Genomic DNA, 23166 nt, shown 5'->3' on the forward strand with positions numbered 1-23166 from the left:
GGACGTCTCATGATCGACTTTTCCATTGCTACCGTTGCGGACGCTGAAGCAATCCATGAATTGAACTATCTCACCTTCACGGAAGAGATTCCGCAACACCAACCAAACATCGAGCAGAAACGGATTGACCGCTTTCATGATCAAAATACCTATCTGATCGGCAAAGAAGACGATCGACTCGTCGCGATGATTGCTATTCGGAAGCATCGTCCTTTTTCGCTCGAAGAAAAAGGTGTAACGCTAGATGAGACACTGACAGATCCGGCGGAAATCCGCTTGCTCAGCGTTCGGCCCGAATACCGTAATAGTCGTACGTTCATGCAATTGATGCGCTTTTTGATGGTCTACTTGGAGCGGGAGACGATCGATTACGTCTATATCAGCGGTACGACGCGGGAGGCAAAACTGTACGCGCGGTTCGGCTTCACGCCAATCGCAGCAACGCTCGGTAGTGGTGACGCCCTGTTCGTACCAATGTTGTTGTCACGGGCGACATACGAACGCTCCGTCATCGCGGACGTCTTACGTCCTCTGCATTTTCTAGCCGGTCCGGTCGAGGTCGCTCCGACGGTACGGCAAGCGGCGCAACAAGCACCGCGCCCACACCGGACGGCTTCGATGCGCCAACTCGATCAAGACTTGCGTGGTCGGATGCGTCAACTACTGGATCTACCACACGTCTCGATGGCTGTCGGCAGTGGCACCCTCGCCAATGATATCGTCGCACAGCAACTAAGCGGACATGGGTTGATTCTAAACGGTGGCGAGTTCGGTCAACGTTTGATTGATCACGCGGCACGTGCCGGAAAGTCCTTTGATGTCCATACCCTTTCACCAGGTCACCCGATCGACTTAGAACAACTCGAGAGCCAACTGCATCAAACGGAGTACGACTGGATTTGGTTAACGCATTGTGAGACGTCAACGGGCGTTCTCTACGATCTCGATGCGTTAAAAGCACTGTTGAATCAACGAACTGCACTCATCGTCGATGCAATCAGCGCCGTCGGGACCGGACGTTTCTCATACGCTGGCTGTACCTTCGTCACGACCGTCTCCGGAAAAGCGATTGGCGGATTACCGGGTCTTGCGTTCATCGGGCATGCAGACAGCATCCTACCTTCTCCGCGTATTCCACGTTATCTGGATCTCGGGCTCTATATGGAAGGTGTCGCTTTCTCCGGTTCCTCGAACCTGTTACTTGCTTGTCAGGCAGCACTGGATGCCCTCGATCTCGATCAAGCCGCAATCAAGATGACCTATCTCGAACAAGCCGTTCGCGCGACTGGTTTTCAACTTCTTGCGACTCAAGAGGCACAGGCGCCGGGAATCCTGACGATTGTCCATCCGTCGGCAACCGACTTAGGAGATGCTCTCCGGATCCAGGGCTATCACGTTCAATATGAAAGTGACTATCTCGTTCGCAATCAGTGGCTTCAAATTTCGACGATGGGACAGACGACGATGCGGCAAATCGAACGTCTCGTCCGTGTTTTGATCCGTGAAAACCAACGCATCATCTTAAAAAACGAGAAAAATGAAAGACCTCTCAACCCTTGATTTCAAGCGGTTTGGAGGTCTTTCGACTTTAAAAAAATAAAAAAAGAGGTTTGAGGATTTAAAACATAGGGGTATAAACTCAATAGCACCGCATCAAACCGGTGACTTACTCACACATGTTTCTCAATATCAGCGTAATGACCTGGGAGAGAAATGCAAAGTCACGAAAGCGTCAGATTCAAAGCGAGTCTGAAACCGATTGTCTTAGCATATTTAAATTGTTCAGGACTTGTCCTGCTCCTACATTCATTACCTTTTGAGGGCTATACCAAATTCAAGGGGGAAATGAACATGTCAGTTAAATTAACAGTCGAAAAACGCGAGGTACGTCCACGCTCACTCCGTAAACAATTACGTCATGAAGGAAAAGCTCTTGGTGTCGTGTATGGTTACAAAGTGGAAAGTACGCCAATCGCATTCGAAGAAAAAGAACTCATCAAGATTATCCGTGAAAACGGTGAAAACGTCTTGATTTCACTAAAATTAGATGGCAAGAACGTTAACGTTCTGATCAACCGTCGTGATATGGATGTCTTCACACCAACAATCGACCACGTCGAATTCATCGCCGTCAAAATGGATGAAGAGACAGAAGTCGAAGCAGACATCGTACTCGTTGGGGAAGCAGCTGGCGCTAAAGTCGGTGGATTCCTATCACAAACACTCTTTAAAGTAACAGTTGCAGCAACACCAGATAAATTACCAGAGAACGTCGAAGTCGACGTCACGAACCTCGAAATCGGTGATTCGATTTCTGTAGCTGATCTTCCGGAACAAAAAGATTTCCGTATCGTCACAGAAGGCGACATTCAAGTCGCAGCTGTCGTCGAATCAACGCTTGAACAAGATCTTGAGGAAATCGAAGAAGCGGAAGCAGAGGCGCAAGCTGAAGCTGGTGAAGACAACGAAGCGGAAGCAACAGAAGAGTCTTCAGAAGAAACAACAGAAGAGAACGAAGACAACAAATAAGTTGTTCAGCGATACGCCCTTCGTGGCGTATCGTTTTTTTGTGTCTTGACAATAGACGCTGGATTGCCTAAAGTGAACAGCGTATCAACTATTCACTATATCCACTAGGGGAGCCCATTTGGCTGAGACGATTCACTTCGGACCCTTCGAACCTGATCTAGTTCATACTAGCGTAGGAAAGTGGAGCGATCACATCCAATGACTCCTGCTGCGCGCAGTTTTTCTGAGGACCGCTCTCTTTTTTACGGAGGGCGGTCTTTTTTGGCGTCTCCCCCATTTAAAGGAGGACGTATTTGATGAAACACTGGAAGATGAAAGAAATCATGGTCATGATGATGCTCGCCGTGGCTTGCGGCGTCATCTATCTCGGTTGGTCAACACTCTGGTTACCGATGTCTGCAATCTTCGGACCAGTCGGTGCCAACTGGATGTTTGGGATCTGGATCATCGCAAGTCCGCTTGTCGCAGCAATCATTCAAAAACCAGGTGCTGCCCTGATCGCAGAAGTCGTCGCGGCGACCGTCGAACTGTTTACGGGAAGCCACTTCGGCTTATCTGCTCTATTGATCGGGGTCTGCCAAGGACTTGGTGCGGAACTCGTCTTCGCCATGACACGTTACCGCCGTTATGATACCTGGACATTGATGTTGTCGGGCGTCGGTGCTGCAGTTGGTAGTATCGTCTACAGTCTGATCGCGAACGGATTCGGTTACTACACGACGACGACGTTGCTTGCGACAACTGGCTTACAATTGATCAGTGGTGCATTACTCGGCGGCTTGCTCGCAGCGATTCTCGTCCGTCGTCTTGTTGCGACCGGTGTCTTGAACGGGTTTGCAGCAGGACGTGCGAAACGGGAAGTCGCATGATTACTGTCGACGACCTCAGCATCCGCTATCCGGGTCAGATGAAGCCGGTGCTCGATCATGTATCGCTAACGATCGAGCAAGGTACGACCCTTCTGCTTGGACGAAGCGGGAGTGGCAAGACGACACTACTTCATGCCTTAGCCGGACTGACACCGGAGACGATTGAAGTCGAACAAACTGGAACCGTTACCCGGTCCGGTTCGGTCGGAGTCTTATTCCAAAATCCAGAAGAACAGTTCTGCATGGAAACGATCGGACGGGAAATCGCCTTTAGTTTAGAAAACCGGTCGATTCCACACGCGGAGATGGATGAACGAATGGAACGCTTACTCACACTTGTCGGTCTCCCCCTCCCCTTCTCGACAGCGATCGCAAGTCTATCGGGTGGGATGAAACAGCGCCTAGCGCTTGCCGCGGTCCTTGCACTTGAGCCGACAATCTTATTACTTGATGAACCAACGGCTCAGATTGATCCGATCGGACAACACGAGTTGATGGAATTGATTTTTCGAATTCAGAAAGAACACGATTTAACGATTGTCTTGATTGAGCACCAACTCGATGTCTGTTTACCATACGTCGACCAGATCGTCTTACTCGAGGACGGGTCCGTGACTGAGACCGCGCACCCACGGGATTTGTTTCCACAGGCTTATACGGAGCTTCAATCAAAAGGCATCGCTGTTCCCTCTTTGTATCCGTATACGCTAGAGACGTTACCAGCGGATGGACCGCAAGCAGCACGACTCTATGTCACGCCTCCTATCACTACAACGGGACTTCCTTTGTTAAGTGTTCACGAATTGTCATCGAAACAACCATATCCGCTGACCGATGCGACGTTTTCCTTACAGACAGGAGAATGGGTGATGTTGCTCGGGGCAAACGGCTCCGGAAAAAGTACGTTACTTGCAACACTCGGTCGATTGCTCCCCCATCGTGGAACATATCGATTCCAGGAACGTCCGGCTCATCGTTACTCCCGGCGACGCTTTTATGAGCACGTCGGCTATGTCTTTCAACAACCGGATCTGCAGTTTCTCAAGCTGACAGTCGAAGCGGAAATCGACTGGAGTCACCGAGCAGCGACGAGTGATGAGCGCGCAAAATTGCTCGAACGGCTGGAACTTGCATCCGTCAAACAACAGTCACCGCTAGCACTCAGTACGGGGCAGCAACGACGACTCAGCGTCGCGACGATACTCGGGCAGACGAAGGATTTGTTACTGCTCGATGAACCGACGTTCGGACAGGACGGGTTGACGACGCGGCGTTTAATGGAGCAGTTGTTGACGGAGCAACAAAACGGAACGACACTCGTCATGGCAACGCATGATATGGAACTCGTCGCCCGGTACGCAAATCGTGTCCTCGTCATGGAGCAAGGACGGATTGCTTTTGACGGGTATCCGAACGAGTTGTTCGCTGACGTTCCGTTACTCGAACGCTGTCAGCTACAACGTCCGCTTTCGTACCAATTCCAGGAGGTGAAGCGCAATGCAGACGAACGCGTCACCGTTCGCTAAACTCAATCCTGTCATCAAGGGGAGCGGATTGTTTTTGATCATGTTTGCCCTAATCGCAACGAACGACTGGATCAAGACGTTGGTATTCCTAAGTTTTGCTATCGCGTTGCTACTCCTCTCTGGATGGACACCGATGGATTTCTTAAAACGCCTTGCGCCGTACAGTCTGTTGTTCCTGCTAACGTTTTGGATGATGGCGGCTTTCGGCAAAGGTACGAATACCCTCTGGTCGTTCGGTTGGTTTCATGTCACGTCGGAAAGCGTCATGCACGGCTGGTTACTTGCCTTACGAATGGCAGCGTTCGTCTGTTTAAGTCTCGCTTTCGTCACGACGACCGATGCGACCCGATTTGTGATGAGCTTGATCCATCAGGCGAAGGTATCTCCTCGCTTCGCCTATGGATTCCTTGCCGGGATCCGCTTTCTGCCACAACTGGTCGAAGAAGTCCGCGTCTTGCGGCAAGTCCGGATGATTCGCAATGTGCAGAGTCGTTTTCCTGGTGATGGATTTCTTTCAATCGGCTTACCACTCTTCTCACGGTCGATTCAGCGAGCAGAACGGATGGCGATTGCCATTGAAGCCCGTCATTTTTCAGCAAAGCGGACGTATTACGAGGTACCGGTCGTTCAGCGTCAGGATATGATCTACCTTGTGGTCATCCTCCTGTTTATCAGTCTTGTCTTTTGGCTATGATTACCGCCACCCGTATCCGGGTACATTTTAGCAAGACAGATTGAAGGAGAACAACATGAAACGAATCCTCTTGATTGGTGCGGGACACGCTCACCTGCATTGCATTACACACGGACCCACAGAAGACGTCGAGTGGCTGGTTCTGAATGCCTCGACGTATCAATATTACTCGGGCATGTATTCCGGTCTTGCTGACGGAACATACGATATCGATGAGATCCGTGTCGACGTTGCCGCCTTATGTCGCGCCTATGATAAACAATTCATCGAGGAGACTGTCATCAAAATCGACCCTGTCGAAAAGGTCGTCTTCGGTGCATCCGGCAGACACTATACCTATGACGTCGTCTCGACGAATATCGGCTCGTTCGATTGGACGGAAGACACGACGCGATTATCGATCAAACCGAACTACCGGTTACCGGGTACATTAAAGCGCCTGCAACAAGCAAAGCGTCCGGTCTTGATCGGGAGCGGAGCAGCTGCTGTCGAGATGGCGGCGTCCTTAAAAGCAGCGGGCGTACCGATCACCCTGATCACGGATCCAGAGTTACTTTCAGGGCACCCAGCAGCGGAAGCCATTACACGACGCTTACAAGAACTCGATGTTCATTGGATTCGGGAACGGCCACTGAACGAGGTGTCTCCCCTCCGCTTTTCACATCATCAACCAATTGATTCGGATGCGATCATTCGCTTGACGGGTGCGAAAGCTCCAGCATTGTTTGCGGACAGCAAGCTCTTCACGGAAGACGGATTCCTACTCGTCACTGAACAGCTGCAAGCGCTCGATCATCCGAGTCTGTTTGCTGCGGGTGACGCGGCGACCCTCGTCGCCTATCCCGACATTCCGAAGAACGGTGTCACAGCTGTCCGGCAAGCACCGATCTTACTAGCGAACCTCTTACGGTATGTCAAAGAAGAAACGTTGCGATCCTATCGTCCGCAAACGAACTATTTGACGATTTTATCGATGGGACCACGTCATGCGGTTTCCCTGTATGGCAATCAGTATTCGACTCACCCGTTCGGTTGGTACCTGAAGCGTTGGATTGATCAACGGTTCATGCGGAAGTATCGCCCTTAAAAGCGTGCGCCGGCGCACGCTTTTTTCTGTACACAAAAACAAGCCATGGACGGGTGTCCATGGCTTGTTGGATTAGACGGTTTGATTTCCTTTGACGTACGACAGTAATGTCTCGTTGAACTTCTCTTGTTCATCAAGCAACATGCCGTGCCCACTCTCTTCAAAGACTTCGAGTCGTGCATGTGGAATTTCCTTTTGCATTTGTTCCGCGAACTCGAACGGACAAACTTGGTCTTTTTTACCGTGGATGATCAACGTATCGACTTTGATGTTCTCGAGTTTTCCACGTAAGTCTTCATCACGCAATGCGATTGCTGACTGAATCGTACCGTGGGACGAAGCGGCGATGCTAAGACCGTGGAACCATTGTTGGAGTGGTTCTGGATGTTCCTTCGCGAAGAAGATTTCCCCGAATCCTTTGAGCATTGACGGACGATCCTGTTTCGTGTCGGCAATCAACGCATCGACTTCTTCTTTTGTCATTCCGTATGGATAACCGTCTCGCTGTGTAAAGACAGGTGCTGCAGCTCCTGCGAGAACGAGCTTACTGACTTTTGAATCCCCGTATTGCAAGAGATAGGACAAGGCGATTCCTCCTCCCATCGAGAAGCCAAGCAACGTGACGTTCGATAATTTCAGCTGTTCGATGACTTCATTGATATCGGACGCCATCGTCTTGTAATCGTATCCCGTTGCCGGTGCATCTGATTGACCATAACCGCGATAATCAATTCCGACGTAACGGTATCCTTCTTCGACGAGCAGGTTCTTTTGATACTCGAACATATTGTTGTTTGCCGGCCAGCCGTGTAGAAAGACGACTGGTTGACCCGATCCGACGTCCTCGACGTAAATCTTCGTGCCATCAACTGCTTGAATGAATGTACTCATCATAAAACCCCCATAGTAATAGATTGACCGTGCATGCATCTATTATTCCCGAGTCAAGAGATATCAAACATCTTGATGTTAAAGCATTATAGAAAATTCTGTCTATTCTAGAAATTATGGTAAAATATAGTCATTAGGATGAAGGAGGTTTTTCATGAGACGCTATATACATACCGGTATTCTCGCAGGCGCAGTCCTACTTGCTGGATGCGGTAAAGAACAATACTTAGACCTTACATATGATGCCAATTACTGGGGCGGTATTTCGACTACTTTTGATGGGCAAGAGATACCGGATCTTCCTAAAAAACAAACGGCTGCTTTATTGAAAATTTGTCAGCAAAAACCGGACTTGACGCGCTTACCTGACCGATACGTGCAACACGAAGGGTTTGACTTATACTTCCTGCCTCCGAATGTCCAAGGGCGCGAATTCCAACACGTTCGTTTCTTGTCAGACAAAAAAAAGGACTATCTGGCGTGTCAGCCGATTCGCCACGCGGATTATGCGGTCCATCAGATTAAGCGAAGTGATTATCCATTCGTCGATTGGTCAAAACAACCGGTTAAAGCTAAATCGACAGTCGTTCGCTTTAAACCTGTCCCACAAGAAGTGACAGATCAACAAAAACAAGAAAACGAAGATCAGAAAGAAATAAAAGAGCTCGGACGGTACCTCTTCCCGTCCTATCAACTATCTTTGCCACCAGAAGGACAACTCGTCGTCTACATGAAAGAGAAAGGCAAAGATAAAGAACAAACACTCTTTGAGACGACCGAGTCACTATCCGGTTCCGAATTGAATTTAGCTTTTCGCGTTAGTCCGACTGGTGGTTTCCAACAATCGTCGATTGAGCTGATGTTCAGTAGTGACCGTAACGGATTCCCTTCGACGATTCAAGAATATACGAATGGACAAACTTATCAGATTGAGCGAAAGCAACTTCCGGATAGTCTTGCGACGGGTCAGACCGTCCAGTTCGCGACCGTTCAGAAACAAGAGGACGGAAAAGTCGTCCAAGAAACATCGATTTATTTGCGTTTTAATAAAACTTATAAAAAACCTGTGAATTTCGATTATGGATTCCTTCAAGCATCCTCAAGCAATTATGTCGGTTTCATCCATCAATCACCAAAACAGCTTGTTGATAGCGATTATAAGTTCGTCTCGGCAATACCGGATAAACTAGCCAAAAAAATCGCTCAGGAATTAAAAGAGACCGAAGTGATGGAGCCGCAAGGCACAAAACTAAAGCAGAAAAAATTGACGTTGATGCGCGAAGGGAAAAGCCAGATGTTCGAGCTGTATGAACGCAAACGCGCCAAAAAACTTGAAATCTATGTCGTAAAAAAAGGATCAAAGAACGGTGCGAAGCTGTCAGGTACGACCAGTGAAGCACTTAGTGAGGTGCTTAATCAATGAACAAACGTTACTGGATCGGACTCACACTTGGAGCGACACTAGCATTAAGCGGTTGTCAAAGTGATGCGCCGAATTTCAAATGGGGTTACTTATCGCAAATGTATGATGGAGGGCAGTTTAGTGATCAAGGTTCGCGGACATTGTCAGCCAAGGAACGAACCGTCATCCAAGAAACGTGCGCAACGAAAGCGAGTGATGCACCCAAAGATTACTCGGTCGGCGGCATCTATTCCGTCATGATGACGAACCCATTCGATGACTATACAGGTCAAACTGCCCGCTATGTCAAATCCGGAAAGAAAACCTATTTATATTGTGAGACACCGTTAAAAAGTGGATATTATCCGCTAGCAAAGAAAGACGATGTCTTCAAGAAAACCGCTCTGACTCCACAACGACAGGACTTTAGCATGAAGCCTACTGTACTAAAAAAAGACGATCGGTTCATCCCTGATGAAAAGATTGCAGAGCACTCCGCTCGAACATTAGAGCTCCCAGGCTCAGGTTACCTTGTCATCGACGCGACGGATGTCACGAAAAAAGATGCACGGACGACAATCTTTACGTATACGCATTCACTCACACCATTTACACGTGATGTCAAACTCTATCTCGTCTACAATCAACAATTCGATTCAACTTATGACGTGATGGTGCGCTTGCCTGAGTTATACGGTGGACGCCATGCCGAACGCCCGATCCATTCGATGAAACAACCGGGAAAGGTCCGGTTCATTCCGGGTGACGGGACACCGGAACATTACGGAACGCTTATCGTAACGGAGAAAAACGGACGCGAATTTCGCTATGAATTATCGATTCGACATACGATGGAACGACCATCTGAACTTCAAGAGCCGGAACAGACAGCAGACGACATCGTAGCGGATAACTCGGAAGTGACGTTATTCCATCAAGAACAGTTCCAGCATATCCGTTTTGAAGAAGATGATTTTACTTCGGAAAAAGGCTTCGATTGGGACAAAATGATCATGATGACGAGTGATGAATCCGGGAAATTAAAAAAAGCGATCAAGGCAAGTGAACAGGCTGACGTAAGGGGAAAACGGGCGAAGTGGAAATACTTGACGTTCCGAGATGGAGTGAAAGGACAACAATATGAAGTCTATCTCGACAAGCGCGTCAAAAAGACCGATGTCTATTTAAAAGATCCGAAACGTGACGTGTCGATTCATCTTTCAGCAACAGGTCGTGACATCCTCCTTCCTTTGTTCGAGCAGTATGAAAAATGACTCACGCCATGAAGACGAGATGTTGGAGTAAGTAAATCAAGGAACACCAGAAAATGAAGACAATCCCTTCGCGCAACCACTCTTTTCGTGTCAACGGTTCCCGTAAGAAAGAGACGCAGGCAAACAGTAAGACGAAGAAGTAGAGATAAATGAACCCGCCACTCGTCAAGAAACCGAAGAGCAGGATCATACCACCGAGGACGGACAAGCTAGAGACGACAGGTTTACGATAGACCATGCGGTGCCACCTCGTTTCATCTAGTTTGTTAAAATATACCCAAATTACGGTAAAACAATCTATTTTAATGTACTAGACAACACCCCTTGAGAGGCGTCCTCCCAAGGGGTGTTGTGTTCATTCTGTTGCAGCACTGTGATCAGCGACGATTGCATATTCCGTGACGGTATTCGACGTCACGAGCGGTTTGACTTCGGACGTTCCATTATCCCGTTTATGGTGCACGCCTTTGTACGCTTGACTCTCTTGCCACGCATGGAATGCTGCTTGATTCGACCACGTCGTCATGATCGTGACGATGTCTTCTTCTTCCTGACTGATATCGACGAGGACTTGCATCCGGTGGAATCCTTCCATCCGTTCAATTCCTTTCGTCGTCTTAAAACGTGCTGCGACTTGATCTGCTGCACCTTTGACGACGTGTAACTGGTTCATGACGATCCACATGTTCTTTTCCCCCTTTTTTCGTCTTCAGTATACTAGAAGTCACGGGTCGTAGAAAACACGGATGCGTTATCGCTTGGTAACGTCAAGCGTTGGATCGTCTCTTTTCCATCTACGCTTGTCGCGATCATCTCGAAATAGAGCGAATGCGGGAAGGCATCCGGTAACGGTTGGACGGTATGGAAACGCTCCTGATTCGCTACCGACAATGAACGTTGCATCGGACGGAGTGGCGCTTCGCCATCAGCCGTCGTCTTATACGGCTCGAACCGAATCGATTTCATTCGTTTTGAACCATTCATGCCGTAGGCAACAAGATATCGCCCTTCGTCCGTCGTCAATAAGCGACCTTCGAACCAATCGGTCTCCATCGTCTGTTTCGAGCGAATGATGCGGTCAATCCGCTCGGATTCGTCGGTTTGGTGCAGGAGCAGAAACAAGCGGTCGTGTTTCGCTTCAAGATACGCGACGGCATAATGCCGAGACAGTCGTTCAACGAAATAGACGTCGCGCGCTTCGACCGGTGTGTTCGTCATCTGTGTATATAACTGGGCGACTTGTTTCGCCGTAAAGGAAGCGGTCTCTTGACGTGGTTGTATCCCTGTCAGCGTCCCGAGCACGAGACCGAACAATAAGATGAGGAAAAGACGACGTTTCATCGGTCGACCTGTTTGACAAGCAGATGATAGCTCATCCCTGGTGGATAGTCATCAATCCGTCCGACTTCAACGAATCCCTGTCGCTCATAAAACGGAAGCGCTTGAAACGAAAACGTCTCGACGCGGATGCGCTGAATACCCGCTACTCGTGCCCATTCCTCCAGTTGACGGAGTAACTGAGTACCGAGCCCACTTCCCCGTTCCTCTTCGACGACGAAGAACCATTCAATATGTAACCAGCCCCAGTACATTTCCCCTGAGATGCCACCGATCGGTTGATCGTCACGCGTCGCAAATAATGTGACGGCTTGTGTTCCCTCGGAGCGTTTCGTCGCATGAAATGGTGAATGCTCGACATTGTATTGACGCACTTGTTGTCGAAGCCAGTCCTGTCCGTCCTCATTTTCTTTGAGTTGAAATTGCAGCATGTCCAAACTCCTTTCTTGTTATAGTAGTAATGGAGGTGAATCCGATGGAACCCACGTTCCAGATTGATTGTACGAAGTGTTTTGGTTTATGTTGTACAGCACTCGCTTTTTCGAAATCCAGTGATTTTGGTCATGACAAACCGGAAGCGACACCGTGTCGTAATCTTGATACGGATTACAGCTGTCGTATTCATGACCGGTTACGCGACAGCGGCTACAAAGGCTGTACCGTCTATGATTGTTTCGGTGCTGGACAGCATCTGTCACAACAGACGTTTCAAGGCGATGATGCGCCTAAGCGACGCCGAGCGATCTATGCTGCTTTCCCGAAGATGGTTCATTTATTTGAGATGATGTGGTACATAACCGACGGGAAACGCGATGTCACGCGTGACATTCACGATCAACTCGATGAGACGCTTGCCGCACTGACTCGGTACGCGGCATTACCAGCCAATCAATTTGAACGACTTGATGTGATATCCGTTCGTCACACCGTCCGACCACTCCTTGAAATGATTGCGTCACGTGTTCAAGCTCAGTATAGCGGAAGACGCGACCAGACACCACGCGACTGGGTTGGAAAACAGCTACAAGGACGTAATTTTTCAGGTGCCAGTGTTCAGAACCAGTGGTTGCTCGCAACGAACTTGTCAAATTGCCGTTTGCGCGGGGTCCACTTTCTCGGGGCTGATTTACGAGACTGTAACGTCAAAGGCGCGGATTTGACGAATACGCTCTTTTTGACACAGGCACAAATCAATGCAGCGATCGGCAATGCGGCGACACAGTTACCAAATCGTTTGCTCCGTCCATCCCATTGGCGTTAAACAGAAGTGAACGATAAAGAGGCACGTTTTCGGTCGATTGATCCGAAAGCGCGCCTCCTTTTGAATGCTTGTTATCGTTTACCGAGCGTAAAGCCGTCAAAATAACGCCCGCCGAATGGTGCGAGATAATCGTCGACTAATGCGATCACTTCTCGTCGGTCATCCGATTGATAATACAACTCGAATGCCATTGTATGTCGGCTGGCATAGTCTTCGTCAAACTCCGCAAGAGCGCGAATCGCCCACTTACCTTGCCCGATATAACGACGATTGGCACGAAGGATGAATTCGATGCTCTGTTCATATAAACGTGACGCAATCGCTAGACCTTCTGCGCGGTTCGTCACACTCTCGAAGTCGTCGAGCAAATCACTTAAAAAATAACGTGCGCGCTCTTGTTCCGAATTCGTCCACGCAATCGGTCCGTCTACCAATTGTTGAATGGCTTCCTGACGGATAGATGCAAGTCGCGGATGATCCTCGATCGTCCAACTGTCAGCAATCATTCGTTGCAGGGACGGGCGACCACGTTTCCGGTCACTCTCGAAAAACGGCTGAATCGTCTCAAAGGAATGGACGAATGCTTCGACCGGGACACCATCATGAATGAACGATTCCCGGTATGCCTGACCTCGACTCACTTCAAAGATGATCACATCGACATCTGATTGAGCGGTCGCTTGCCCTCGCGTATGACTGCCGACAAGTAAAACGGCACAGTGATTCGGATAACGTGACGCAACGAGCGGCATGATCCAGTCTTGCCACTCGACACGTGTCTTAGTCTTCAACTTGTTCACCAATTCCGGAGAAAACAGCCAGTTCGTTACCCGGTACAGCAACGATCGTCGCGTCGGCTCTGTGTGGCGCGAGACCAATATCAATCGCCCACGATTCATAATATGTATCCGATCCGTTCAAGACGAGCGTTTGTCCGTTGCTAAACGTTAGGAATAAGTGGGGTGCCGTCTTTCCGATCCGCACACCGGTGATGCGTTCCGCGTGAAGCGAGACGATCAAGTGTAACATCTCTTCTTTTGTCGCATGGCGGACGACCCAGTCCTGTGTCGTCTCGACATCGCCGTAAAACAGACGGTCCGTCTCAATCCTTAGTCGTAGTTCAGGCGCTGTCGTATCAAACAAATTGATGAATTCGAGCGTGACGTAGCCTGCGACATGGACCGTCGCTAACTGTGTGCCGATGAAATAGGTCGTCAAAAGCTGACGGGCGAGTTGATGATCTTCTTTGTTCATGATGAGCACCTCATTTAAAAAGAATGAATGGTATCGGGATGAGTCCGAGAAACTTACTTCCACTCAATTTACCACAAATTAGTCGATACGAACATGAGAAGAAAGGCATGTTTTCGGTTTTCTGCGGCACGGAGGTGAGAATACGGTATACTGATGAGGAACTGACGTCGATCGTGATCGACAGAGAGGAGCTCCATCCATGCAATATTTCTACATGAGACCCTATCCGGATGATCCAGACTGTTCTACGCAACAAGCGGAAGCCGACAAGATGAATGTGACGACACGTGTCATCGAGACGCATGATTCAGCGAAACGACGGACGGAATTAGAACAGATGCTCGAGACCCTTCAGACGGGAGACGAAGTCATCGTCACGCATCTCTACATCTTAGCAGACTCGACGCGGCACTTGATCGAGATGCTCGAGCACATGGAGACGCGCGGTGCGACGCTGTGGTCACTCCGCGAACAGATTCGGACGAGCGAGTGTGCCTCCTTGTCGTTTCTTGAAACGGCACGCCACCTGGTCCAGCTGCAAAGTGATGTCATCAGCATGTCGACGCGTGCCGGACTCTCAAAAGCAAAAGAACAAGGAAAGCAGACCGGTCGACCGCGGAAGCCGGATGAAAATGTCCGCCGCGCGATCGCGATGTATCAAAGTAAAAACTATTCGCTCGCTGATATCCGAGAACAGACCGGTATTAGTAAAAGTACGCTGTACCGATATCTCGAAAGCGAGACAATCGATACAGATAAAGGCTGACTCCATCATGGAATCAGCCTTTTTTCAGCTATTTTGTTTTAAGGTGTTGCCGAGCCATTTTTGGAGGGCTTTTCCGCCTTCATAGAACGAGCTGTCTCGTAATTCATACGTATGACCGCCTTGTTCGATCAGGTCGAGGAACGTATTCCCGACGTCCCGGTTTTCCCATTTCCGCTGATCCGTCAAATACTTGAAACCGAAGTTACATTCGACGTTGAAGATGATGTGGAAGGGTTCCTTGAACGATTGGACGGCACGAATCATCTCGATCAAGATCATCCGTTTCGGTGACGACGCTTCGAACGTATCGAACAGCGTCGTCCGGCGTCCGTGAAACTCGATGACGCGGATCGCGCGACCGGTATCCGCTTTAAAATCATAACTCGTCCGGATCGAGACGATGATCTCGCGTTGGTCTGGTTGTACTGGCATGGTGTATCGCTTCCTTTCTCTCGGTCGATTATAGCATGGACCTGCTCGATTTTAATAGCTGTCAACGACTCGGTCTCAAGAAGGATTGTCGTAACCTAAAATTTGTCTTATACTAAAATTACCAAATACATAAAGGAGCGTTTTCGTGAAACATCTATTTTCGATACTCCTCTCGGCGAGTCTTTTGTTCACAGGTTGCTACTGCACTCTCGACGAACGGACGGACGAGCCACACTTCAAATCGCGTGCCCGCTCCATCTCCTCGTACCATACCTTCGACATCGAATATGCCAAAGGATTACGGAAGGAGCAAGTCTCGAACCGAACAGTCACCGTGACGGATTCGAACGGTGAGCGGATGCAAACGGAGATTGAAGTCCTTGACGGCAAAGAAATCCGAATCAAACCGCCGCGCACGGGATACAAAAAAGGACGTCGCTACATCATCCACATTCGGGATTCGATCGACGCCCGCAAACAAGTCCATACGAATACGATTCGGGAACGAACCTTCACTGTCGACCGCTGACAGACAAGGTTCGTTTTTCATTTGGATCGAGCCGGAAAGACCGTATAACTCATTGAGATGACCCCGTCGATCACGAGGACGAGTCCCCACAATTGTAACGTCCGTAAGAGACTCTCCGTCTGCTCAGCATCTCCCAGCCACAAAATCATCGCACCGAGTAACGTCCCACCAATCAAAAAGGCCAGCACGTGCCGATAGAACCCGTTTCGCTCTTTACGTGCCTTTGAAATTCGCTCCCGTGATACTTGTTCTCGCAGGATGAACCGGCGATACATCCCGTCCGCCCAGGCAATCATCTGTTTCCCGAAGGCGAGTGAGACGCCGATATAGATCGCAGCAAGTCCGTGCGCGATCGTCGCTGTGCTGCCGCGACTCAAGTCAAACACCGTTAAGACCAGTAAGACAAGATCAATGACCGGTGACATCGCCATCAATCGAAAACCAAGCTTCTCTCGTCTGAATCCATAACGCACGATTAGTCCAGCGACGATGAATACCCAAAATAAAATCTCACAACAGACGATTGCCCACGCGACAAGTTGCATATCAATCCTCTCCTTTTTAATACGACTGTATCATAAAGATAACACCTCTTTCATAGTTTGACTAGTCTTTTTAATACATTCGTGCTAAAAAAGATGTTATACTCAATGTATGCCAAAACAAGTCAATCACGAAGAACGCAAACGCCTCATCGCGGAAGCGACGTGGCGCACGATTTCTCAAGTCGGTATTGAACAAGCCAGTGTCCGGACGATCGCCAAGGAAGCGGGACTCTCGCTGGGTGCCTTGCGGTATTACTTCACGACCCAGGACGAGTTGCTCCGCTTCTCGATGGACCTCGTCCAAGAGCGGGTCCAGGGACGCATCACAACCATTTTCGAGAAAGGAGGAACTCCGGAAGAAACGTTATGTGACGTCTTACTTGAGGTCTTACCTTACGCACCCGAGTATCAGCTCGAGATGCAGGTTTGGTTTCAATTCATGATGTCCGCGTATACGTCGCAGGCGACGGAAAATCCGGATGATATCTATCATATGGTTCAGGTACTGTTGACGCAGATCCCGGACGGTACACTTCGAGCGGGTTTAGACATTGCGCTTGAAAGTGAACGGCTCGCAGCACTCGTTGACGGGTTGGCCTTTCATGCCCTGTTTAGACCGGAACGTCTGCCAAAAGAACGCCTGCGTCATGTGCTCGTCCATCACTTGAACGCCCTCTTCGTCCGTCCTTTAGCGATCGACGGCAAATAACCCGCTGCTTCCTTCAATCGAGAGGGAAACAGCGGGTTTTTCATCGTCTTGCTTCTATGAGAATCAACGATACGGAACGAATCAAGAAGAATGTCAGAAATGCTGCCCAGACGCCCTGATTTCCAAAACTCGGTGTCAACAGAAGGACAATCGCAAAACCGATCCCTGCTTGAATCATCGAGTTCCGGACCGGTGTTGCTTCAACCCGCCCGGCAAAGATTCCTTCATATATCATCGCCCAACCGGCGAGGAGCGGTAGGATGATAATCCAGAAGTAATAATCGCGTGCCGCGCTTAGGATCGCCTCTTCTGAAGTGAATAACTGAAGAAGCGGTGTCTCAAGGAATAGCAGCACAAGTGACCAGAAGACGACCGAGTAGAATCCGAACATCCGTGCCAAACGGACACTCGTCCGGTATGCTGTTTGATCCTGATTCCCTCTCGCCCGACCGACGAGAACGGTTGACGCATGACCGAGTCCACCGAACCAGTAAGAAATCAAATACTGGATTTGTAGCAGGATCGCGTTGGCCGCGAGGATATCCGGTCCGAATTGTCCACCAGCACGTGTGAACCAGCCGGTGACGAGTAGCAGGAAAATCGTGCGAATGAATAAATCCCGATTGACTTGAAAGAATTGACGGTACGCTTGCCATGCCGTCAAGGCGCGCCATTCATCACGCGTCATCGATAAATGACCACGGATCAGGTACAGACTACAGACGACGATGCTAATCTCCGCAATGACGGTCGCAACCGCGATTCCAGCAACACCGGCATCCAATCCGTAGACGAATCCGATATCGAGAACGACATTGACTCCTGTACTGAACAATTGGACGAACAAGGCGTGCTTGACCTGCCCGGTACCAATCAACCAGCCAAGTAACGCATAGCCCATCAACACGAACGGTGCGCCAATCATTCGGTACGAGATGTACGTCTTGACGGCATCGAGCAAGTCGGCGGGGGGTGCAAGTAAGTACAGTCCGATTTGCTCGAGCGGCTGTCGGAACAGCAAGATGAGCAGACCGATACAGGCTGCTAAAAACAACGGACGGTAAAGTGACGTCCGTAAGGCGTGTCCATCATTCGCTCCACTTGCTTGGGCACTGAATCCTGTCGTACTCACTTTCAAGAAACCGAACAACCAATAGATCGTATTAAAGAAGACGGCTCCGACGGCAATACCACCGATCGCCCGCGGATCACCGGATTGACCGATGACGACGGTATCGGTCACACCAAGCAAGGGTGTCGCAATACTTGAGAGAATCAGCGGATAAGCGAGTAACCAGTACGTTTTGTGAGTCGGTTGTGCGTTCACCATGTTCCGGCCTCGACGAACCGTTGGGTATACGTACCACCTGATTCCAATCGATCAATTAAATCAACAGCACGACCGTCACGTAAGACGAGTATTTCTGAACACAAGCACCGGATAAAATCGATATCGTGCGAGATCAATACAAGACTGACACCGAGTGTCTGTTGCAAGCGTTCTAGGAGTTCGATGATGTGCGCCCGCGAGACGACATCAAGTCCCGTCGTCGGTTCATCCATCACGATGATGTCGGGTTCAATCGAAATCGCGCGGGCAATCGCGGCACGCTGAATTTGTCCCCCACTCAATTGATGGGGCAATCGATCGAATAACCGCTTCTCGACCCCGACAGCAAGGGCGAGTGCTGCGATGAGATCTTCTTCTGACGTCACCGGAAAATGCCGCAGGATCGGACAATGCCGACGAAACGGCTCAAGAATCGATTCCCGCACCGTCCATTCCGGATTAAAAGAAGCGAGAGGATGTTGAAAGACGGCTTGAATAGATCGTCGTTCGTTTCGTTGACCACTCGGAAATGCCTTTCCATGTAAGGAAATCAAACCATGCGAGGGTTTAAGTAGACCGAGAATCAATCGTCCGAGAGTCGTCTTGCCACTCCCACTCTCCCCAATGATGCCAATGGACGATTTTTTCATCACGTGAAAAGAGATATTCGACAAGATGGACTGACCCTTTATCTGATAAGTAAGATCTGTTACGGATAAGACTGGTGACATGAACTCTTCCTTTCTTCCAGTGACGTACGATGCGCCTGCATCAAGGCAAGCGTAAATGGATGACGACTTTGCTCGATCATCTGTGGTGTTCCCGTCTCGACGATTCGTCCATCCTGCATCAAGACAAGTTGCTCCCCGTAATGTAAGGCTGGTCCTAATTCGTGGGTAACGAACACAATCGTTGCCCCGTACTGGTGTTGGTACTCAGTCAACCAGTCGAGTAAACGACGTGTCAAGACGGGATCGAGTGCCGTCGTTAATTCATCCGCTAAAATTAACCGTGGTTTTAAGGCGACGGCAAACAGGATCGCGAAGCGTTGTAATTGCCCACCACTCAACTCTGCTGGATACCGGTCCAACCAGGTCGGGTCCAACTCAAGCGTTCGCAAGACGTCAGCGATGTGAGGATGATCAATCTTGTGTCCATGCGCCCGGTACGTATCCCGTAACATCTGACGCATTGTCAAAAACGGAAGGAACGCATCATTATACTGCTGGGGTATGTATCCGATATCGAGACCACGTCGCAGGGGTTCGTCCGAGATGACCTCCCCACTCGACGACATCCCGTCCGGCAATCGATCCAGTAATCGTTTCAGCAAGAGCGTCTTACCACTCCCGCTCGCTCCGACGAGACAGATGAATCGATGAGCTGGTAACGATAGATTCACGTCATGCAGAAGGACGTGTTTCGCCCGAACGTGTAAGCTCCGAATTTGAATCATTTACGTGTCCTCCTTTTTTCTTCATCCAACGCGTCCATCCCATCGTTGCAACGACGGTCAAGACGATGCACGCACCTGGCAAAAGCATGAGCCGAGGTGCCGAACTGAAATAAGGACGTCCTTCGTTCAACATCGCTCCCCACTCTGGCAGTGGAGCTTGGACACCAAGTCCGATATAAGAGAACGCTGATAAGAATAAGATGACTTTGCCGACATCCAAACTCATTAAGACGACGACTTGCCGGATGATAGGCGGAAGAATGTGGCGTCGTAGGATCATCCTGTCTGTTAACCCATTGATGCGTGCCATGCTGACGTATGGCTTTTGCATCGCCTCGGTCACAAGTGTCTCACTTAATCGCGCGTAGGAAATCCATTTAATGAGCAGAATCGCAAAGATTAAACTTTGTGGACTGGCACCCAATAGTCCGGCGATGACGAGTGCTAGAACAGTGTCCGGGAAAATGACGAGCCCATCTTCTAATCGATGAATCACTCGCTTGAGACGTCCATCATAAAAACCGGCTAGACAGCCAAGGCAGGTCCCGACGCATGCTGTGAGCAATACTGTAAGTAAGCTGAAACCTAAGGATATCAAACCAGCTAAAAAAAGACGAGCTGCGAAATCTCGTCCCAAACCGTCTGTTCCGAGCCAATGTTCGAATGAAGCAGGCTCAAGTCTCTTTGCCACGTTTGTATCAAACGGATTACTAAATACGGTATATGAAATAAATAGTAGGAGACATCCTCCGAAAATGAGCCATGTTTTTTTCATGTGTGTATTCCCTTCTGCCAATCCGGTCGTAACGCCCGGTTTAACGATCGGATACCTTGATGCAAGACAAGAATGATGCCTGTCGTCAGCAAGATGTAGCCTTGGATCAGTGGGTAATCGCGTTGCAAAATCGCATCGACCATTAACTTTCCGACACCTGGATACGCGAACAGGACTTCGAGGACGACGACACCTCCGGCAAGACTGCCGAGCGTCAGACCGAAAACGGACAGAACCGGCGGCAAACTGCCGCGTAACGCATAACGCCAAAGGATCGTCTGCTCGGATATGCCACGCATCCGTGCCAACTCGATGTACGGTTGGCTCAGTTCACGGCGTAAATTCAGTCGAATCAATGGAATATAGACGCTCGCAAGTGGAAAGCCGAGTGATAGAGCCGGGAGGACGAGTGACGTCATCCCCTCCCTTCCCATTACAGGTAACCATCCGAGACGGACGGCAAACAGGTCGACGAGCAACAGACCGATCCAAAAACCAGGCACGGCCGCTCCACTCATGCTGACAAGGTGCGCAAGACGAACGATACTTCGGCGCGTCGTCAAGGCGCTACCGATTCCAAGGGGTAAGGCGATCAATAAGGCGATCGTAAGACCACCAAGTGCCAGCTCCGCCGTCACAAGATAACTCTCTAACAACATCTCGATGACCGGTCGCCCCGTCTGTAACGAGTTTCCGAGACGCAAAGTGAGTATGTCTTGCAGCCAACGAATGTATTGAACGAGCATCGGCTGATCGTATCCTAATTCACGGCGCGCGGCCTCGATTTGTTCGGGCGTTGCTGATAATTCATCGATATTCAATAACGTCAAGACCGGATCACCCGGCAGTAACCGTAACAAGACAAAACAACTGAACGTGATGAGTAGAGTGAATAGACTCAGCGATAGCAGTCGTCTGACGATCGAACGCATCAATCGGTCACCTGCAACGTGTTCGTGATCATGTAGTATTCACTCTTTTCCGTTTTCCATCCTTTGACGCGTTTGCTGTCATAGGCGACGAGTGTTGAAGGATGGAGCAAGAAGCTATTGTAGCGTTTCTCGTCGACATATCGCGCGATCTGCTCCGCAAGCCGTGAACGTTCCTCGATCTGAATCGTTTTATTCAATGTCCCGATCTGTTTCGTCAACTTCGGATCCGCGACACGACTGAAGTTCAGTCCCCCGTTCGGATGATAGGTCGCGTTCAAATAGTAACCAGCATCCCCACGCGGAGCTGTCAGATTACTGTACGTCGCGATATCCCAGTCCCGGTTGCTCGCCATGTATTCTTCCGGGACATCAATCTGTTTAATCGTGATCGTCACGCCGATCTTTTTCGCGTCATCTTGAATGACTTGGGCGATCAATGGCAGGTCTGGTCGAGCCGCATACGTCAATAACGTCAGTTTTAAAGGACGACCGTCCTTTTGCATCCGTCCGTTTTGTTTTGTATAACCGGCTTGTTTGAGCCATTCCTCAGGCGATTTCTGTTCTTGTTGCGGGTAATCCGGAGCAAATGGGAATGACGAGAGGAATGGACCACGCGCTGGCACCGCATATCCTTGGAGGACGTGATCGACGAGTTGCTTTCGATTGATTAAAGCATCCATTGCCTGTCGGACTTCAAGCGATTGCATCGGACCGTTCGCGACATTCATTGTCAACTGATGGACACGGAACGTATCCGTCGCTTGGACTGTCAACCCTTCAGACTTCAATTGCTTGACACTCTCGATTTCCGGACGATAGACGATGTCTGCCTGTCCGGCACGCAAAGCGTTCGTCCGTGCGCCAGCGTCATCGTTGAAAACAAAATCAACGGAATCAAGTTTCGCTTGTTCTTGCCAATAGGACTTAAAACGTTTTAACTCGACTTTTGTTCCCGGAGCGAACCGCTCGACTTGGAACGGACCTGTTCCCATCGGTTCTTTCGTCACCCCGCTCGCCTTCGTGTCAATGATTGCTGTGTTTGGATTGACGAGTTCCGAGACGAACTCCGGATACGTCGTCTTCGTTTGGATGAGCAAATCGGGTCCGTCCGTTTTGATCGTCTCGATGTTCAAAGCATTCTTGACACCTGGATTTTCGTCGATCGAGCGTTCGAGAGACGATTTGACGGCCGCAGCATCAAGTTGTTTCCCGTTATGGAACGTCACGTCTTTCTGTAAGACGATCCGCCACGTTCGCTTTCCTTCATAGGACCATTTCTTCGCAAGCCACGGCTCGACTGTCAATCGTTCATCATCAAGACGGACGAGCGTCTCCGTTACCCCCGCGCGAAGCGGAACATAACTGCTGTCCCGATGCGGATCGAGTGATTGTGTCGCGAAGTTATAGACGAACGTCAAATGGTTTTGCTCTTGTGGCGTATCAGAGGAGGCACAACCGGCAAGTGTCAATCCGAGGAAGACACTACCGATGAGGCTCGCTGTTTTATATGTAGACATTGTTCTCCACCTTTAATTCGGAATAATTACGTTTTACATCATATCGTAAT

General features: G+C 49.6%; 27 protein-coding genes and 1 riboswitch. Of the genes, 12 read left to right on the forward strand and 15 right to left on the reverse strand.

Features of this window, described 5'->3' with window-relative positions; all coding sequences use genetic code 11:
• Nucleotides 1-9 precede the first annotated feature (9 nt).
• From ACZGCQ_RS05140 to ACZGCQ_RS05165, 6 genes are all read left to right on the forward strand, one after another.
• Nucleotides 10-1560 (forward strand): GNAT family N-acetyltransferase, encoded by a 1551-nt coding sequence (locus tag ACZGCQ_RS05140; protein WP_481265694.1) that lies wholly within the window; start codon nucleotides 10-12, stop codon nucleotides 1558-1560.
• 291 nt (nucleotides 1561-1851) lie between these two features.
• Complete coding sequence (locus tag ACZGCQ_RS05145; protein WP_481265695.1) at nucleotides 1852-2529, forward strand: 50S ribosomal protein L25/general stress protein Ctc; 678 nt, start codon at nucleotides 1852-1854, stop codon at nucleotides 2527-2529.
• Between the two features lie 96 nt (nucleotides 2530-2625).
• Nucleotides 2626-2725, forward strand: a riboswitch (TPP riboswitch).
• A gap of 100 nt (nucleotides 2726-2825) precedes the next feature.
• On the forward strand, nucleotides 2826-3398 hold the full coding sequence (locus tag ACZGCQ_RS05150; protein ID WP_481265696.1) for an ECF transporter S component: 573 nt from the start codon (nucleotides 2826-2828) through the stop codon (nucleotides 3396-3398).
• Nucleotides 3395-4924 carry an ABC transporter ATP-binding protein gene (locus tag ACZGCQ_RS05155; RefSeq protein WP_481265697.1) on the forward strand — a complete coding sequence of 510 codons (1530 nt, stop codon included), beginning with the start codon at nucleotides 3395-3397 and terminating at the stop codon, nucleotides 4922-4924. The genes ACZGCQ_RS05150 and ACZGCQ_RS05155 overlap by 4 nt, the downstream gene beginning before the upstream one ends.
• Nucleotides 4896-5618: an energy-coupling factor transporter transmembrane component T family protein gene (locus tag ACZGCQ_RS05160; RefSeq protein WP_481265698.1), complete on the forward strand. Its 723-nt coding sequence runs from the start codon at nucleotides 4896-4898 to the stop codon at nucleotides 5616-5618. The genes ACZGCQ_RS05155 and ACZGCQ_RS05160 overlap by 29 nt, the downstream gene beginning before the upstream one ends.
• Nucleotides 5619-5673: 55 nt before the next feature.
• Nucleotides 5674-6705, forward strand: coding sequence for an NAD(P)/FAD-dependent oxidoreductase (locus tag ACZGCQ_RS05165; RefSeq protein ID WP_481265699.1), 1032 nt, complete (start codon nucleotides 5674-5676; stop codon nucleotides 6703-6705).
• 72 nt (nucleotides 6706-6777) lie between these two features.
• On the opposite strand, the gene ACZGCQ_RS05170 is transcribed toward ACZGCQ_RS05165, so the two are convergent.
• Entirely contained in the window at nucleotides 6778-7596 is an 819-nt protein-coding gene (locus tag ACZGCQ_RS05170; RefSeq protein ID WP_481265700.1) for an alpha/beta fold hydrolase, read from the reverse strand.
• A 154-nt stretch (nucleotides 7597-7750) separates the two neighbouring features.
• Here ACZGCQ_RS05170 and ACZGCQ_RS05175 point away from each other — a divergent pair, with 154 nt between their 5' ends.
• The gene (locus ACZGCQ_RS05175; protein ID WP_481265701.1) at nucleotides 7751-9019 is read left to right on the forward strand and encodes a hypothetical protein; all 1269 of its coding nucleotides are present in this window, start codon (nucleotides 7751-7753) and stop codon (nucleotides 9017-9019) included.
• Nucleotides 9016-10272 (forward strand): hypothetical protein, encoded by a 1257-nt coding sequence (locus ACZGCQ_RS05180; protein ID WP_481265702.1) that lies wholly within the window; start codon nucleotides 9016-9018, stop codon nucleotides 10270-10272. Before ACZGCQ_RS05175 ends, ACZGCQ_RS05180 begins: the two co-directional genes overlap by 4 nt.
• Before the next feature lies 1 nt (nucleotide 10273).
• Here the strand turns inward: ACZGCQ_RS05180 and ACZGCQ_RS05185 are convergent, their stop codons facing one another.
• From ACZGCQ_RS05185 to ACZGCQ_RS05200, 4 genes are all read right to left on the reverse strand, one after another.
• A complete protein-coding gene (locus tag ACZGCQ_RS05185; protein ID WP_481265703.1) occupies nucleotides 10274-10510 on the reverse strand; it encodes a hypothetical protein in 237 nt (78 codons plus the stop codon).
• A gap of 117 nt (nucleotides 10511-10627) precedes the next feature.
• Nucleotides 10628-10957, reverse strand: a complete 330-nt coding sequence (locus ACZGCQ_RS05190) for an antibiotic biosynthesis monooxygenase (protein ID WP_035407890.1) — start codon at nucleotides 10955-10957, stop codon at nucleotides 10628-10630.
• Between the two features lie 32 nt (nucleotides 10958-10989).
• Nucleotides 10990-11613, reverse strand: coding sequence for a hypothetical protein (locus ACZGCQ_RS05195; protein WP_481265704.1), 624 nt, complete (start codon nucleotides 11611-11613; stop codon nucleotides 10990-10992).
• Nucleotides 11610-12041 (reverse strand): GNAT family N-acetyltransferase, encoded by a 432-nt coding sequence (locus ACZGCQ_RS05200; RefSeq protein ID WP_481265705.1) that lies wholly within the window; start codon nucleotides 12039-12041, stop codon nucleotides 11610-11612. The genes ACZGCQ_RS05195 and ACZGCQ_RS05200 overlap by 4 nt, the downstream gene beginning before the upstream one ends.
• 44 nt (nucleotides 12042-12085) lie before the next feature.
• Between ACZGCQ_RS05200 and ACZGCQ_RS05205 the strand changes: the two genes are divergently transcribed.
• The gene (locus ACZGCQ_RS05205) at nucleotides 12086-12871 is read left to right on the forward strand and encodes a pentapeptide repeat-containing protein (RefSeq protein WP_481265706.1); all 786 of its coding nucleotides are present in this window, start codon (nucleotides 12086-12088) and stop codon (nucleotides 12869-12871) included.
• A gap of 71 nt (nucleotides 12872-12942) precedes the next feature.
• On the opposite strand, the gene ACZGCQ_RS05210 is transcribed toward ACZGCQ_RS05205, so the two are convergent.
• Together ACZGCQ_RS05210 and ACZGCQ_RS05215 are read right to left on the reverse strand one after the other, a co-directional pair.
• Nucleotides 12943-13671 carry a nucleotidyltransferase domain-containing protein gene (locus tag ACZGCQ_RS05210; RefSeq protein WP_481265707.1) on the reverse strand — a complete coding sequence of 243 codons (729 nt, stop codon included), beginning with the start codon at nucleotides 13669-13671 and terminating at the stop codon, nucleotides 12943-12945.
• Nucleotides 13652-14125: a hypothetical protein gene (locus tag ACZGCQ_RS05215; RefSeq protein ID WP_481265708.1), complete on the reverse strand. Its 474-nt coding sequence runs from the start codon at nucleotides 14123-14125 to the stop codon at nucleotides 13652-13654. Before ACZGCQ_RS05215 ends, ACZGCQ_RS05210 begins: the two co-directional genes overlap by 20 nt.
• Nucleotides 14126-14324: 199 nt before the next feature.
• On the opposite strand from ACZGCQ_RS05215, the gene ACZGCQ_RS05220 reads away from it, so the two are divergent.
• Complete coding sequence (locus tag ACZGCQ_RS05220) at nucleotides 14325-14891, forward strand: recombinase family protein (RefSeq protein ID WP_481265709.1); 567 nt, start codon at nucleotides 14325-14327, stop codon at nucleotides 14889-14891.
• A 24-nt stretch (nucleotides 14892-14915) separates the two neighbouring features.
• Here the strand turns inward: ACZGCQ_RS05220 and ACZGCQ_RS05225 are convergent, their stop codons facing one another.
• Nucleotides 14916-15323 carry a hypothetical protein gene (locus ACZGCQ_RS05225; protein WP_023468357.1) on the reverse strand — a complete coding sequence of 136 codons (408 nt, stop codon included), beginning with the start codon at nucleotides 15321-15323 and terminating at the stop codon, nucleotides 14916-14918.
• A 145-nt stretch (nucleotides 15324-15468) separates the two neighbouring features.
• Between ACZGCQ_RS05225 and ACZGCQ_RS05230 the strand changes: the two genes are divergently transcribed.
• Nucleotides 15469-15852 carry a hypothetical protein gene (locus ACZGCQ_RS05230; RefSeq protein ID WP_023468358.1) on the forward strand — a complete coding sequence of 128 codons (384 nt, stop codon included), beginning with the start codon at nucleotides 15469-15471 and terminating at the stop codon, nucleotides 15850-15852.
• A 17-nt stretch (nucleotides 15853-15869) separates the two neighbouring features.
• Here the strand turns inward: ACZGCQ_RS05230 and ACZGCQ_RS05235 are convergent, their stop codons facing one another.
• Complete coding sequence (locus ACZGCQ_RS05235) at nucleotides 15870-16397, reverse strand: hypothetical protein (RefSeq protein ID WP_481265710.1); 528 nt, start codon at nucleotides 16395-16397, stop codon at nucleotides 15870-15872.
• Between the two features lie 109 nt (nucleotides 16398-16506).
• On the opposite strand from ACZGCQ_RS05235, the gene ACZGCQ_RS05240 reads away from it, so the two are divergent.
• Entirely contained in the window at nucleotides 16507-17106 is a 600-nt protein-coding gene (locus ACZGCQ_RS05240; RefSeq protein WP_481265711.1) for a TetR/AcrR family transcriptional regulator, read from the forward strand.
• A 40-nt stretch (nucleotides 17107-17146) separates the two neighbouring features.
• Here the strand turns inward: ACZGCQ_RS05240 and ACZGCQ_RS05245 are convergent, their stop codons facing one another.
• The 6 genes from ACZGCQ_RS05245 to nikA form a co-directional block, all read right to left on the reverse strand.
• Entirely contained in the window at nucleotides 17147-18436 is a 1290-nt protein-coding gene (locus tag ACZGCQ_RS05245) for an MATE family efflux transporter (protein WP_481265712.1), read from the reverse strand.
• The gene (locus ACZGCQ_RS05250; RefSeq protein ID WP_481265713.1) at nucleotides 18430-19167 is read right to left on the reverse strand and encodes an ABC transporter ATP-binding protein; all 738 of its coding nucleotides are present in this window, start codon (nucleotides 19165-19167) and stop codon (nucleotides 18430-18432) included. The genes ACZGCQ_RS05245 and ACZGCQ_RS05250 overlap by 7 nt, the downstream gene beginning before the upstream one ends.
• A complete protein-coding gene (locus tag ACZGCQ_RS05255; RefSeq protein ID WP_481265714.1) occupies nucleotides 19146-19892 on the reverse strand; it encodes an ATP-binding cassette domain-containing protein in 747 nt (248 codons plus the stop codon). The genes ACZGCQ_RS05250 and ACZGCQ_RS05255 overlap by 22 nt, the downstream gene beginning before the upstream one ends.
• The gene (locus ACZGCQ_RS05260; RefSeq protein WP_481265715.1) at nucleotides 19840-20583 is read right to left on the reverse strand and encodes an ABC transporter permease; all 744 of its coding nucleotides are present in this window, start codon (nucleotides 20581-20583) and stop codon (nucleotides 19840-19842) included. Before ACZGCQ_RS05260 ends, ACZGCQ_RS05255 begins: the two co-directional genes overlap by 53 nt.
• An 80-nt stretch (nucleotides 20584-20663) precedes the next feature.
• Nucleotides 20664-21599 carry an ABC transporter permease gene (locus tag ACZGCQ_RS05265; RefSeq protein ID WP_481265716.1) on the reverse strand — a complete coding sequence of 312 codons (936 nt, stop codon included), beginning with the start codon at nucleotides 21597-21599 and terminating at the stop codon, nucleotides 20664-20666.
• Nucleotides 21599-23116, reverse strand: coding sequence for a nickel ABC transporter substrate-binding protein (nikA, locus tag ACZGCQ_RS05270; RefSeq protein ID WP_481265717.1), 1518 nt, complete (start codon nucleotides 23114-23116; stop codon nucleotides 21599-21601). The genes ACZGCQ_RS05265 and nikA overlap by 1 nt, the downstream gene beginning before the upstream one ends.
• Between the last annotated feature and the right edge of the window lie 50 nt (nucleotides 23117-23166).

It is taken from the genome of Exiguobacterium sp. HSB13, assembly GCF_056764755.1.

Bases quoted from the DNA above. Each gene is read 5' to 3' on its own strand.
- ACZGCQ_RS05140 (WP_481265694.1), top strand. From the start codon at position 10: ATGATCGACTTTTCCATTGCTACCGTTGCGGACGCTGAAGCAATCCAT.
- ACZGCQ_RS05145 (WP_481265695.1), top strand. From the start codon at position 1,852: ATGTCAGTTAAATTAACAGTCGAAAAACGCGAGGTACGTCCACGCTCA.
- ACZGCQ_RS05150 (WP_481265696.1), top strand. From the start codon at position 2,826: ATGAAACACTGGAAGATGAAAGAAATCATGGTCATGATGATGCTCGCC.
- ACZGCQ_RS05155 (WP_481265697.1), top strand. From the start codon at position 3,395: ATGATTACTGTCGACGACCTCAGCATCCGCTATCCGGGTCAGATGAAG.
- ACZGCQ_RS05160 (WP_481265698.1), top strand. From the start codon at position 4,896: ATGCAGACGAACGCGTCACCGTTCGCTAAACTCAATCCTGTCATCAAG.
- ACZGCQ_RS05165 (WP_481265699.1), top strand. From the start codon at position 5,674: ATGAAACGAATCCTCTTGATTGGTGCGGGACACGCTCACCTGCATTGC.
- ACZGCQ_RS05170 (WP_481265700.1), bottom strand. From the start codon at position 7,596: ATGAGTACATTCATTCAAGCAGTTGATGGCACGAAGATTTACGTCGAG.
- ACZGCQ_RS05175 (WP_481265701.1), top strand. From the start codon at position 7,751: ATGAGACGCTATATACATACCGGTATTCTCGCAGGCGCAGTCCTACTT.
- ACZGCQ_RS05180 (WP_481265702.1), top strand. From the start codon at position 9,016: ATGAACAAACGTTACTGGATCGGACTCACACTTGGAGCGACACTAGCA.
- ACZGCQ_RS05185 (WP_481265703.1), bottom strand. From the start codon at position 10,510: ATGGTCTATCGTAAACCTGTCGTCTCTAGCTTGTCCGTCCTCGGTGGT.
- ACZGCQ_RS05190 (WP_035407890.1), bottom strand. From the start codon at position 10,957: ATGTGGATCGTCATGAACCAGTTACACGTCGTCAAAGGTGCAGCAGAT.
- ACZGCQ_RS05195 (WP_481265704.1), bottom strand. From the start codon at position 11,613: ATGAAACGTCGTCTTTTCCTCATCTTATTGTTCGGTCTCGTGCTCGGG.
- ACZGCQ_RS05200 (WP_481265705.1), bottom strand. From the start codon at position 12,041: ATGCTGCAATTTCAACTCAAAGAAAATGAGGACGGACAGGACTGGCTT.
- ACZGCQ_RS05205 (WP_481265706.1), top strand. From the start codon at position 12,086: ATGGAACCCACGTTCCAGATTGATTGTACGAAGTGTTTTGGTTTATGT.
- ACZGCQ_RS05215 (WP_481265708.1), bottom strand. From the start codon at position 14,125: ATGAACAAAGAAGATCATCAACTCGCCCGTCAGCTTTTGACGACCTAT.
- ACZGCQ_RS05220 (WP_481265709.1), top strand. From the start codon at position 14,325: ATGCAATATTTCTACATGAGACCCTATCCGGATGATCCAGACTGTTCT.
- ACZGCQ_RS05225 (WP_023468357.1), bottom strand. From the start codon at position 15,323: ATGCCAGTACAACCAGACCAACGCGAGATCATCGTCTCGATCCGGACG.
- ACZGCQ_RS05235 (WP_481265710.1), bottom strand. From the start codon at position 16,397: ATGCAACTTGTCGCGTGGGCAATCGTCTGTTGTGAGATTTTATTTTGG.
- ACZGCQ_RS05240 (WP_481265711.1), top strand. From the start codon at position 16,507: ATGCCAAAACAAGTCAATCACGAAGAACGCAAACGCCTCATCGCGGAA.
- ACZGCQ_RS05245 (WP_481265712.1), bottom strand. From the start codon at position 18,436: ATGGTGAACGCACAACCGACTCACAAAACGTACTGGTTACTCGCTTAT.
- ACZGCQ_RS05250 (WP_481265713.1), bottom strand. From the start codon at position 19,167: ATGTCACCAGTCTTATCCGTAACAGATCTTACTTATCAGATAAAGGGT.
- ACZGCQ_RS05255 (WP_481265714.1), bottom strand. From the start codon at position 19,892: ATGATTCAAATTCGGAGCTTACACGTTCGGGCGAAACACGTCCTTCTG.
- ACZGCQ_RS05265 (WP_481265716.1), bottom strand. From the start codon at position 21,599: ATGCGTTCGATCGTCAGACGACTGCTATCGCTGAGTCTATTCACTCTA.
- nikA (WP_481265717.1), bottom strand. From the start codon at position 23,116: ATGTCTACATATAAAACAGCGAGCCTCATCGGTAGTGTCTTCCTCGGA.